A 12405-nucleotide genomic window follows, 5' to 3' on the forward strand; every position below is an offset into this window, starting at 1 on the left:
TTATGGCGCGGCCGGTCCTGACTCTCGTCGCCGAACACAAGGTGTCGGCGTTCCTTCGCCCACCCAAGGGCAGCGCCGTGCTCGAAGCCAGCGGGGTCATCCAAAAAGACGGCGACTACTACGTCGTCTTCGACAACATCCGCCGGCTGGCGCGGATCCGCGGCGGGCTGGCGCTCGAATCGAGCGAGCACGGCTGGGTCGGGCCGATCCGCGACGGCGAAGGGTATGAAGACCTCGCCTTCAATCCGAAGTCGGGCCATTTCTACCTGCTGATCGAGGCCGAGAAGCACCCCGACGGCACCTACAAACCCCTCATCGACGAGTGCGATCAACACGGCAGATTCCGCAAGCGCCGGTGGGTCGACGTCAGCTTCGACCGACGTAACACCGGCATGGAAGGGCTCGCCGCGGTCCGCTGGCAGGAGCGCGACTACCTGCTGGGACTCTGCGAAGGCAACGGCGGTCACGGCGGGCGAAAGGGCAAGAAGCGCGGACACGGGCTGATTCACGTGTTGCGGCGCAAGGGCACCATCTGGCAGTCGGCCGCGACCATCACCTTGCCAAAGAGCGTGAAGTTCGAGGATTACTCGGCGGTCGCGCTGCGCGGCCGGACGATCGCCGTGCTGTCGCAGCAGACGTCGCGGCTGTGGATCGGAACGCTGCGCTTCAGCGACTGGACCATCACCGGCCCCGGCACGATCTACGACTTCCCCCGCTCCAGGAAGGGCAAACGCCGGTACCGCACACTCGAGGGCGTCAGTTGGTGTTCGCCCAACACGCTGGTGATGGTCTCGGACATGGCCAAGAAGCACTACTCACGGCGCTGCCGCAAGCACGAGCAATCCATTCACGTGTTCCGGCTGCCCAAGGGCCCGGCGCGCGCTACTTCGAAGCAATCGTCCTGATGAATTCGGCCAGCTGCTCCGCAATCAGCGCCTCGCCCGCCTGATTGAGGTGCGACTCGTCGGGAAAGTAGACATTCTCGCCCGCCGCCGCCCGGGCGGCCAGCGCCGGCGTCGTGTCGAGAAACGGAATGCCGGCCTCGGCGCACAGTTGCGCCATCATCTGGTTCTGCGCCAGTCGATTGGCGAGCATTCGATCGACGTCAATCACCCCGCCGTACGACTCCAGGTAAAAGCCAAACGCCGACCGGATTGCTTCCTTCGGTAGCGACGCCTCCACCACCGGCAGGTAGACCTGGCTCTTGAAGGGCACGAACATCACGATAAACTCGGCGCCGAACGATTGCGATACCGCCTGCATTTCGCGAATCGCCGCAGTGGTCATCGGCCAGCCGGGCCTGGCCATCAAATTGGCGAGCGAGAAGTTGAGCGTGTTCAAGTACGGCGGCATGAAGGCCCACCGCATGCGGCGGCCGGCGACCTCGAGGTCAAACCAGCCCCGGTCGAATGCCGGCTGCGGCTCGGGAACGTTTTCGTTCGAAGGTGATGCCGACAGTGTTTCCGACGCTGCCGAGGCCGACTGCTGCGCCCCCAGCAACTTCTGCCCGGCGCGCAGCGCGCTGACGACGAACCACGTGTCCACGCGGCTCTCGACCTCCTTGATCCGCCACCCTGGCTGGGGCCGTTTGATCGTGCCGCCCGACCGCTGAAAGGCGTCGAACGCCTCGGCATCGAAGATGTCGTTGCCGGCGAAGAAGGCCAGCACCACGGTCTTGGGCCGATGGGCCGCCACGTAGTCTTTCAGCACCATCAGTTGCTGCTGCGGACCAAAGCCCGCGGTGCCGTAGTTCTGCACCGCCACGCCCAACGTGGCTTCGAGGCGCGCCGGCCACGACGCCTCCTGCGCCATGGTCATGGCGTCGGTGAACGAATCGCCGAGCGCCGCGATCGCGAAGCGATCGCGCGCCACCGGGTTGCGAAAACCCTCGCTGTCGGTGTGGAACGAGAACCGGTGCAGCGGGCCTGGCACGGCCGAGGGCGGGATAAATCCCATTCGCACGATGTCGCCATCCCGCCATTCGTTCATGGTATCGACGCTCGCTCGCAGCCGGCGCCCGTAGCGTGGCGAATCCACCCAGTGCGGATCGCGATTGACCTCGCCGAGATCGTGACGCTCGGCGGCAATGCCGCGGGGTACGTGGTCGCCGAGGGCGCGCAGTGCCACTTCCGTGACGAGCAGCGAGACGATCAGGCTGACCGCGACGGCCGCGGCCTTGAGCAACACCAACGGGTTGAAGCCCATGACCAACGCGGGCGACTCCGCCCGATTGCGAAGACGCCAGGTCAGCCAGCACAGGATCGACAGTCCGAACGTCCACCCGTATGGCACCAGCGGCAAGTCGCGAACGACCCTCGGATCGACCCACGTGAGGGGGCCATCGCTCACGAGTTCGATCACGCCGTTGCCGGTGGGATACGCGAACGCGATCGCGGCCGGGGCGTCCACGGTGCCTTGGGCGAGCACCCGGCGAGAGGTTCCACGCCGCCATTCGATGGCATAGGTGACCCGCGCCTGGGGACGAAGGCCCACGTGGATGGTCGAGTCGTGCCCAATCTGGGTCACAAACGCCACACGATCCGCCGCGCGGGTAACGACCAGCGGGACGACGCGATCCCCTTCCACGCCGTACTGCTGAACAGAGTCGGACCGAGCCGACGCACCCGGCTGGTCCAGGAACAAGCGGAAGGTGGGCGCATACGCCCAATCCTTCGCAATTAGCAGGACTACCGCGACCAGCGTCACCAGGAGCGCGCGCTGAAACCACGGCCGCGGCGGCGGCGATCGTCGAGTCACGAACTCTGACAGTGCAGGACTCGTTCCACTTGGGCTGGCGTGCCGGCGACGATGCGCGTTGACAAATGGGTGGTGCGCTAATACATTCGTATTAGCGAATATATAAGGAGGAAGCCATGGCTGATGTGAAGGATGTGGTCCAGCAGAAGTACGGCGAGGCAGCCGAGCGCGCCCGCCAGGGGAACACCGCAAGTTGCGGGTGTGGGACGTCGGGATCATGCGGAACCGACCCGATCACCACGAACCTCTATGACGAGGCGCAGACGGGTGAGATCCCCGCGGCGGCGCTGCTGGCGTCGCTCGGCTGTGGCAACCCGACCGCCCTGGCGGAGCTGAAGCCGGGCGAAGTGGTCCTGGACCTCGGTTCGGGAGGCGGGATCGACGTGCTGCTGTCGGCCCGGCGGGTCGGGCCAACCGGCAAGGCCTACGGACTCGACATGACCGACGAGATGCTCGCGCTGGCGCGTGACAACCAGGCGAAGTCCGGCCTCATGAACGTGGAGTTCCTCCGCGGCGAGATCGAGCAGATCCCGCTGCCGGATGATTCGGTGGACGTGATCATCTCGAACTGCGTCATCAACCTGTCCGCCGACAAGGACCGCGTCCTTGCGGAAGCCTTTCGAGTCCTCAAGCCGGGCGGTCGATTCGCCGTCTCGGACGTGGTGGTCCGTGGCCATGACATCCCGGAAGCGGTCCGCCGCAGCATGGAACTGTGGGTCGGCTGCATCGCCGGCGCCCTTGAAGAATCCGACTACCGGGCCAAGCTCGTGAACGCCGGATTCGAGCAGGTCACCGTCGAGCCGACGCGCGTCTATCGCGCCGAAGACGCGCGACAGTTTCTGGAAGACAGCGGCCTCGATGATGCTGACCTGCCGGCCCAGGTCGACGGCCGATTCATGAGTGCGTTCGTGCGCGCCAGCAAGCCGGTGGCGAAGCCGTGCTGCACGACGACCTGTTGCACCTGACGGCTACAGAAACGGCGCCGCCCGCTTCAGTAACTCCTCCAGGCCCGGTTCCTGCGGATTGCGCGGCTGGCCCGGGTGGATGACCGACACCTGGCAACTCTCGGCGGCTTCCACGAGTTGGGCGTAGGTGCCGGCGGTAATGTCGGCGAGGTACGCCTGCTTGTTGTGGTCGTAGGCGAACATCTTGCCGTTGATCGTCGTGCACTCGTTGCAGGTTGAGCAGCGCGCGGTCTCGATGTACGCCTCGTCGGGCGACCGGTCCAATTCCGGCGCCGCCGGCACGCTCACCACGAGGGCCCCGGCCGCAGCGGGTTTCGCCGCGGCCGGCGCGCTTGTCCACCGTAGCCCCGGCGAAGGTGGGGCTGGCGCCTCCGCTTCCTGCGACGCGCGTTGCTGCCAGGCCTGGCGCTCGCGCGCGAGCAGCGCTTCGGCATGCGAGTTATGGATGCCCCCCAACTCCTGGAGGCTGTGCCACATCTCGCGGCAGCGGCGCGCTTCCCTGATCAACCGTTCATCGACGATCACCTTGTGCAGCGTGTCGTCGTCATCGACCATCAACAGGCTCGGGACGATGTCGGGCAACCCTTTGCGCTCGCGCGCGAGCGACTCGTCCACCGCGACCAGGTGGCCGCCCCACTGCGCCCGCGGCACCCGCGCCAGGTGCCGCGCGTAGCGGCGGTCGCTGGCGACGAAATCGACCACCGTGAAGGCCAGGTCTGCCGACACCCGCTGGTGTTGTTCGTCCTCGTAGGCGAAGCGCTGGATCGGCCAATCGCGGTCCCGCTGCGGGTTGGCGTCGAGACAGAAGCGCGCCGCCCAATTGGTGCCCGCCGACGGGTCGTACGCAAACGCCGGGAACGCGCGCGACTCCATCGCCGCCGCCGCCACCAGGTACGGCGGCAGGCCGGACGCGGCGCCGCTCGCGCCGGAAAACACGCTGAACAGGGCGGGCCCGCGACACTGCAGCCCCCGGAGCAGGTGCTCGCGAAACCGCAACAGGTTCGAGCTGCTCGATTGCAGCACGTACACGTCGTTCAAGCCCATGGCCATGCCGGCAATCTGCCGATTGCGCATGCCGGACGTGAGGGCGCCTTGTCCGTCCGGCGACTCTTCCAGCAGGTCGTCGATCTGCAGCAGGATCTTGATCGGCACGCCGGAGGAGAGAATCTCCATCAGGCGCGCGTGCTCGGCCGCCGGCAACTGGCCGGCGTCGAGGCAGACCAGGTAGTCGGGAAACGCGGCCAGGTCCTGCGGGTCGAGTCCGTTGGCGCCGAAGTCGTCAAAGAGGGCGTCGTGGCGCGACTCCCGGTACTGGCCATCGATCTCGAGATCGGCCATCGCGAGGGCCTTCGCCATGGCGATCACCGCCGGCATCCGCTGGCGGAAGGCGTCGAGGGCCTCGCTGCAACTGCCAAAAGCAAACTGGTACGGCTCGCCAGCCGGATCCAGCCCGCCCTCGGTTCCGGGCAGGAACGCCCGCGAGGTCAGCACGGTCAGCAGTTGATGGATTCGCTGGCGGCGGCCCTCGGGGAGCCCCTCGCCCGCGCCGGCGCTGCCGAGCACCCGCGACATGGCGTTGAAGTCGAACGCGTCGCTGAAGCCCTTGCCGACCGAGGCCTTCAGATGCGACGCGTCGCGACGCTCGGTGGCGCGTTCGGCGTCGGCCCGAAGGATCTCCGACAGCTTGATCACCAGCCGGTCGAGGTGCTGGTGCAACGCCGCGACCTTCTTTGCCTGCACCGCGCCCCACAGATGGCGCAACAGGCGCACCGGCAAGGCCGCGTCGCAATCGGCCACCTCGCCATCGACCACGATCGCCCGGCGCAATCGCCGGAGGCTGTCGCCGAAGGCCGGCTCCGCGTCCCGTGCCAGGCCGCTCGCGGCCCCGTCCCACAGCGACGCTAGTGTCCCGGTCGCACCGCTCGCCACGAGCGTCCGCAGCGCCCGTTCGATCCGCAGGCCGTGCTGGCGGATGCGATCGCCGTCGCTGCCCGCCGCCGTGGCGGCGAGCGCATCGTCCATGAGGCCCGACAGCGACTGCACCAACGGACCATCCGGCCGGCCGGCGACCAGCACCAGCGGGAAGTCGTAGCGCAACCGGTCGAGCTCGCGGTAGCCGGCAAAGAGCGCCGGGCGCAGGCCCAGGCCGTCGACGGCTTCGAGATGCCCGGCCGGCCGGCGGCCGGTGAGATAAAACGCCACGTGCGCTTGGGTTGCCGCGTCCATGTCCGCTCCTACGCCTCCGCTTCGCGCGGCCACACCGTGTGCTTGTCGAACTCGGCGTTGAGCCCGGCCCGGGTCAGCGCCGCGGACCGCAACCGATCGGAGCGCACCAGGTCCTCGTAGCAGGGCACCTCGGGATTGCGATAGAGGATCCCGACCGGCACCACGTCGGTACGCGACGCGATCACCCGCGCCTGGTTGAGATCCGACGGATCGTGCTCGACCAGGTTCTTGTAGACCTTGGCCGCACCGGCGCTCGGCTGCAGGCCGTTGGCATGATGGAGCAACTGCACCTGGCTGGGGTCGTGCAGCCACGGATCGAGCAACTTGGGCATCCACTCCGGGCACCTTTGAACGATGCGCACGAACGAGAGGCCCTTGTGGCGATGCGCGGCCGTGACAATGTCGTAGAGCAGATCCGGCGCCCAGTCCACCGCCTGCGCGACAAACGAGACGTTCTGGACCCCGAGCGTAACTGTCAGCGGGTTGAGCGCCTCGAGGTAACTGCCGCGCGGCGTGGTGTTGGTCTTGGTGCCGATCGGCGAGGTCGGCGACGCCTGTTTCTTGGTCAGCCCGTAGACCTGGTTGTCGTGCAGGAACACCGTGATGTTCATGTTGTAGCGAATGGCGTGAATCCAGTGCGCCGCGCCGATGCTGCAGCAGTCACCATCGCCGGTGTTGACGAACACGGTCAGGTCGGGCCGCGCCATCCTGACCCCTTCGGCGATCGGCAGCGCGCGCCCATGGATCCCATGAAAGCCGTAGGTCTTCATGTAATGGGGAAAGCGGCTCGAACAGCCGATGCCCGAGACGAACACTGTCTTCTCCGGCCGCAGGCCCTCGTCGCGGCATAACCGCTGGACGGCGGCGAGAATGGCGTTGTCGCCACAGCCCGTGCACCAGCGCGGCACCCCGCTTTGGTAATCCTCGAGCTCGTGACGCTCGTCGCACATCTGCAGCAGGCATTCGGTCGCGGACATCGGGCTCATGACGTGGCCACCTTTCCCGGCACCCGTGCGAGCTTCTCGCGGACGGCCCGGCGAATCGTGCTGGGCCGGATCGGCTGGCCCCTGACTTCACTGAAGCAATCGACATCGACCAGATAGCGCGCGCGCAGCATCATGGCCAGCGCCGAGTAGCGGCGGTTGCTGTCGTCGATGAGCTGATCGTCCGGATGGTCGCTCCAGTTGCTTTCAATCGTGATGACCTGTGCGAAGCCCTGCATGATCTCCTTGATCCCCGGTGGCAAGGGCTGCAGGAACCGCAAGTGCATCGACGACACTTTGTGGCCCTCGGCGCGCAGCGAGCCGACCGCCTCCTCGATGGCGCCCCGGGTGCTGCCCCAGCCCACCACCAACAGGTCGCCACTCTGCTCGCCGACCACGGGCGGCGGCACGAGGGTCTTCTGCAGCGCCGCCAGCTTCAGGCTGCGGGCCCGCAGCCCCTGCTCGTTGCTGTCGGCGTCGTAGGCGACGTGGCTGTCGCGGTCGTGCGCCAACCCGGTGAGTGTGTGCATGCCGCCCGGCTGCCCCGGGATGAAGCGGCGGGCCAGGCCGGTGGTGTCGTCCCAGTCGTACGGCCTGGCGGAATCAGGCACCGCGCTCTGGTCGACCGGCGGCGCCATCCAGCTCTCGCTGAAGACCGGCCGCGGGAAGGGCTGCTGCGAGGTGGCCAGCGTGGTGTCCGACAAGACGACGACCACCATGTTGAAGGTCTCGGCAATCCGGCGCGCGGTGATGATGGAGTAAAAACAGTCCTCGATGGTGGACGGCGCCATGACCACCTTCGGCGCGTCGCCATGGCTGCCGAAGATCGCCGTCAGCAGGTCGCCCTGCTCGGCCTTGGTTGGCTGCCCGGTGCTCGGCCCGCCGCGCTGGACGTTGACCACCACCAGCGGGATCTCGCCCATCACCGCCAGCCCGATGCCCTCCTGCTTCAGTGAAAAGCCCGGGCCCGACGTGATGGTCACCGCGCACTTGCCCGCATACGACGCGCCGATGGCGAAGGCGCAGGCCGCAATCTCGTCTTCGGCCTGGTGCACGATGCCGCCGACCTGCTCGAAGGCCTCCGACAGGTAGTGCGAGGCCGAAGTGGCGGGCGTGATCGGATACATCGCGCAGATCTCCATCCCGGAGGCGAGCACGCCGAGCGCCAGCGCGGTGTTGCCGTTCACCACGATCTGCGGCTCGGTCGAGCGGACCGCGGGGATGCGGTAACTGAAGTCGAGGTTGGTTCCCGCCCAGCGATGACCGGCTTCGAGCAACGCGATGTTCGCGTCCACGATCCGCTGATCCTTCTTCCCAAACGTCTGCACGACCTGATCCGCGGCGAGCTTCAGGTCCAGGCTGTAGATCTGGCACAGCATGCCCAGCGCGAACATGTTCTTGCCTCGACGCGCATCGCTCACCAGCGTCCGGCACTCCCGCTCCATCGGAATTTCGTGCACCCGGTAGCCCGCCGCCACGAGCCGATCGTAGGTCTCAACGTAGGCCGCCGCGACCGTCGGGTCGGCGTGGTGGCGCCACATGTCCTCGAGCAGGATGAGGCAGTCGGGCTTGAGCTCCCTGGCCCGCACGCGCCCGAGCAGGACCTGCTCGTTGAAGGCCACCACGAGGTCGGTCTCGTCGCCGCCATTGGTCACGGGCCCCGATCCGATGCGGATGCGAACGCCACTCGCGCCCGCCACGCTGCGCGCCGGCGGACGGATCTCGGCCGGGATGATCTCCGTGGTCCAGACGCCGTTGCCACTCTGCGCCGCGATCGCGCCCAGCGACTGGCCGCACTTCTGGGCGCCTTCGCCCGAATCGCTGATGATCTCGACGATGTGTTCGTTCAACGTGACCACATTTCCTCCAGATGACGTGAACAGGAGCTCAAGAGGTCAAGAGCACGTCTTTGAACATTCAACTCCTGATCTCCTGATCTCCTGTTTCTAGCCAACGCGCACCCGTACGAAGTTGCGTTCCCGTGTGTCAATGCCGAACAACGTGCCGGCCTCGCCCCGATACGGACGCCCGGGATCGCGAATGCCGAGATACGCCTTGATGCTGCGGGCGGCGGTGCGGCCCGCGCCCATCGCTTCGATCACCGTCGCCGCGCCGGTGACGATGTCGCCGCCGGCGAAAACCCCGGCCACCGAGGTGGCGCAGGTGTCGTCGGTCGCGATGTAGCCGCGCGCGTTGAGTGTCAACGAGGAGGTCTGGCCCATGATCGGGTTGGCATTGGTCCCGATGGCATAGACAATCAGATCGGCCTCGAAGTCGAACTCGCTGCCCGCCACCGGCACCGGCCGGCGCCGGCCCGACTCGTCCGGTTCGCCCAGTTCCATGCGCACGCAGCGCATGCCGCGCACGTTGCCGTGGCCATCGTCCAGGACCGACACCGGGCTGGTGAGCCAGTGGAACTCGACCCCTTCCTGCTCGGCGTGATGCAGTTCCTCCGCCCGCGCCGGCGCTTCCAGGCTGGAACGGCGGTAGATGCAGTAGACCTTGTCGGCGCCCAGCCGGAGTGACACGCGCATGGCGTCCATCGCGGTGTTGCCGGCGCCCACGACCGCGACCCGCCGCCCGATCGGCAGGGGCGTGTCGTAGTTGGGAAAATCCCGGGCCCGCATCAGGTTGCAGCGCGTCAGCAGCTCGTTGGCCGAGAGCACGCCGTTCAGCGAATCACCGGGAATTCCGAGCATCGTTGGGTAGCCGGCGCCGACGCCGACGAACACCGCGTCGAAGCCCATCTCGTCGAGCATCTGCTCGATGGTGAACAGGCGGCCGACCAGCGTGTTGCATTCGAACGTGACGCCGAGCTTCTTGAGGTTCTCGATTTCGGCGTCGATCACCGTGTTGGGCAGCCGGAAATCGGGAATGCCGTACTTCAGCACGCCGCCCGCTTCGTGGAAGGCCTCGAACACCGTCACCGCGGTGCCGGCCTTGGCCATGTCGGCCGCGCACGCCATGCCGGCCGGGCCCGAGCCGACAATGCCGACCTTGAACCGGGTCGGTTCGAGGTGCGGGATATTGACCCAGCCTTCCTTGATTGCGGAGTCGCCGACGAACCGCTCGAGCCGTCCGATGGCGACCGCCTCCAGCGATTCCCCCACCGTGCAGGCGCCTTCGCACTGGCTCTCCTGCGGACACACCCGCCCGCACACCGACGGCAACAGGTTGGTGGCGGTAATCACGTCATAGGCGCCGCGCAGGTTGCGCTCGCCGATCTGCTTGATGAAGGCGGGGATGTCGATGCCGACCGGGCAGCCGGCAATGCAGGGCTCATCCGGGCAGTGCAGGCAGCGCTCCGATTCGCGCATGGCCTCTTCGAGCGAGTAGCCGTGGGCCACTTCCTCGAAGTTCTTCGCCCGCACCTGCGGATCCTGCTCGCGCATCGGCGTGCGCGCCTGTGGAATGCTGCGAATCGTCCGTTTCGTCGCCATCCGGCTCCACCCAGTTTCCTGTAGCATCCGGCTTTAGCCGGATATCTCCCTCTCCCCTGTAGCATCCGGCTTTAGCCGGATATCAACCTATCCGCCAAGCGCATCATTCTCAGGCAGTTCGAGCAACTCGCTCTGCTCGGCGCTGCCGCGCGCCAGGGCGTCGAGGGCGCTCGGGCCGACCTGCCGGGTCATTCGGCAGCTCTCGGACCAGCGCTCCTGCGCCGTTTGCTCCACTGTCGTGTAGCGCCGCAGGCGGACCATCAAGTCGTCGAAATCGACCAGGTGACCGTCGAAGTCGGGGCCATCGACGCAGGCGAACTTCACCTGCCCGCCGACCTTGACCCGGCACCCGCCGCACATCCCGGTGCCGTCCACCATGATCGGGTTGACGCTGACGATGGTCTTGATCTGGCGGGCGCGGGTGGCGTCGGCGCACGCCTGCATCATCACGGGCGGGCCAATGGCGACGACTTCGTCGATGTCGGCGTGGCGATCGAGTGCGACCTTGATGCCGTCGGTGATCAGGCCCTTGATGCCGGCCGTGCCGTCGTTGGTGCACAGGATCAGCTCATCGCAACACGCGGCAAACTTGTCCTCCCAGAAGACCAGGCCCATGGTGCGGAACCCGAGCACCGCGATCACGTAGGCGCCACTGTCCTTGAAGCCGCGCGCCTGCGGAAAGATCGGCGCGACGCCGAGGCCACCGCCCACGCACACCACCTTTTTCGCTTTCGTCGTCGGGCTCGGAATGCCCATCGGGCCGACCATGGCGTGCAGCGACGTTCCCACCTGGCATTCCTGCTGCATCTGTCGGGTGGTCTTGCCAACGGCTTGGATGACCAGCGTCACCGTGCCCTTGTCGCGGTCGAAGTCGGCAATCGTGAGGGGAATGCGCTCGCCATTGGGGTGGAGCATGACGATGACGAACTGTCCGGGCCGGGCGGCCCTCGCCATCAGCGGATGGCGCACTTCAAGCAGGTACGTTACTTCAGAGAAATCGTCGCGTGTCACGATCTCGAAGTCGGCCATAACACCCACCTATTCCTTCCAGCATACGCCTGTGGGCGACGGGAGGACGCCGACCGATCGACTGCGAATGCAAATGACGCGCCCGGGGACTCGTGAGGCGAGACGGCTCTCTAGAAGTGGAAATATTCCCGAAGGCCAGAAAAAGTCACCAACCGGCGGCCAGGACGTCGCCCCATGGCGGCGCACGTGGGCGGTGGTTGCCAGGCAGACGCTGATCGTACTCGCCATCCAGTTCGCCGCAGGGCTGTCCGCCGCGCTCCCGGTCTGGTGGTTTGGGTGGTGATCAGCAAGCCTTGGCGTTGAGACCTACTCGGCCTCTTTGCGGTTGACCGGAGATTCCCCGGTGAGCCGCAGAAGCTCTGCCAGCGCTTCTTCCAGTTCACGGGCGACCGAAGTTGGCCCAAGGCGACTGAACGCCTTCGACAAGGATCCGTAGTACCAGAGCTGGTCCACCTTCGGGGCGTTGAACCGGGCCCACAAGCCGTCCCCGACGGCACGGCAGTCGGTGATGATCGACCGGATGTTCGCCAGCTTGTCGGCAGCCGACACAGGACGTACCGACGGCGACGCCTCCTCCAAGTGCTCGATGTAGCGCTGCTTGCGTTTTCGATAGTCCGGCTCGGAAACGGCGTCCGTTCCCGAGCAACCATCAACGATGTCGGCCACGACGTGGCCGAATCTGCGCCTGATGTCCCGAAGCCGAGGCTCTCCTCCGCAATCCTCCAAACTGCGGTACGAGAAGCAGAACTCGCTATCCAGGCTTAGCTCGGCCCCCTCTGTAGCTAAGTCGCCACCACGCGTTGGTACGCCTCGGTTACCTGCTATGCCACACGTGACCACCTCCCGGCAGGCTCCAGACGCAACAGCAGTGATTCAGGCACAACAGCCGCCGACAGCCGCAGCAACAGCCCGCGACGGCGTCCACATTGGAATAGATGTTGGCGGACGGCCCCAGAAAGGCTTTGACCTGTGCATCACCCACTGGTGTGGAGGGCTCTTAACAGA

At 66.5% G+C, this 12405-nt stretch carries 9 protein-coding genes; 2 read left to right on the forward strand and 7 right to left on the reverse strand.

The genetic code is table 11. The annotated features are described in order from the left end of the window. Positions 1–2 precede the first annotated feature (2 nt). A complete protein-coding gene (locus Q8T13_13920) occupies positions 3–905 on the forward strand; it encodes a hypothetical protein (GenBank protein ID MDP3718858.1) in 903 nt (300 codons plus the stop codon). On the opposite strand, the gene Q8T13_13925 is transcribed toward Q8T13_13920, so the two are convergent. Next, positions 883–2757, reverse strand: coding sequence for a hypothetical protein (locus Q8T13_13925; GenBank protein ID MDP3718859.1), 1875 nt, complete (start codon positions 2755–2757; stop codon positions 883–885). The genes Q8T13_13920 and Q8T13_13925 overlap by 23 nt on opposite strands. 116 nt (positions 2758–2873) lie before the next feature. On the opposite strand from Q8T13_13925, the gene Q8T13_13930 reads away from it, so the two are divergent. After that, positions 2874–3722: an arsenite methyltransferase gene (locus tag Q8T13_13930; GenBank protein ID MDP3718860.1), complete on the forward strand. Its 849-nt coding sequence runs from the start codon at positions 2874–2876 to the stop codon at positions 3720–3722. Between the two features lie 3 nt (positions 3723–3725). On the opposite strand, the gene Q8T13_13935 is transcribed toward Q8T13_13930, so the two are convergent. The 6 genes from Q8T13_13935 to Q8T13_13960 form a co-directional block, all read right to left on the reverse strand. After that, positions 3726–5948, reverse strand: a complete 2223-nt coding sequence (locus Q8T13_13935; GenBank protein ID MDP3718861.1) for a hypothetical protein — start codon at positions 5946–5948, stop codon at positions 3726–3728. Between the two features lie 8 nt (positions 5949–5956). Beyond that, entirely contained in the window at positions 5957–6934 is a 978-nt protein-coding gene (locus Q8T13_13940; GenBank protein ID MDP3718862.1) for a thiamine pyrophosphate-dependent enzyme, read from the reverse strand. Then, on the reverse strand, positions 6931–8781 hold the full coding sequence (locus tag Q8T13_13945) for a 2-oxoacid:acceptor oxidoreductase subunit alpha (protein MDP3718863.1): 1851 nt from the start codon (positions 8779–8781) through the stop codon (positions 6931–6933). Before Q8T13_13945 ends, Q8T13_13940 begins: the two co-directional genes overlap by 4 nt. A 96-nt stretch (positions 8782–8877) precedes the next feature. Further along, entirely contained in the window at positions 8878–10371 is a 1494-nt protein-coding gene (gltA, locus tag Q8T13_13950) for an NADPH-dependent glutamate synthase (GenBank protein MDP3718864.1), read from the reverse strand. An 87-nt stretch (positions 10372–10458) separates the two neighbouring features. Further along, complete coding sequence (locus tag Q8T13_13955) at positions 10459–11400, reverse strand: sulfide/dihydroorotate dehydrogenase-like FAD/NAD-binding protein (protein ID MDP3718865.1); 942 nt, start codon at positions 11398–11400, stop codon at positions 10459–10461. A gap of 306 nt (positions 11401–11706) precedes the next feature. Next, entirely contained in the window at positions 11707–12240 is a 534-nt protein-coding gene (locus Q8T13_13960; protein ID MDP3718866.1) for an HD domain-containing protein, read from the reverse strand. Positions 12241–12405 lie beyond the last annotated feature (165 nt).

Source organism: Acidobacteriota bacterium (assembly GCA_030697165.1).
Classification (GTDB): Bacteria; Acidobacteriota; Vicinamibacteria; order Vicinamibacterales; family UBA2999; genus 12-FULL-67-14b.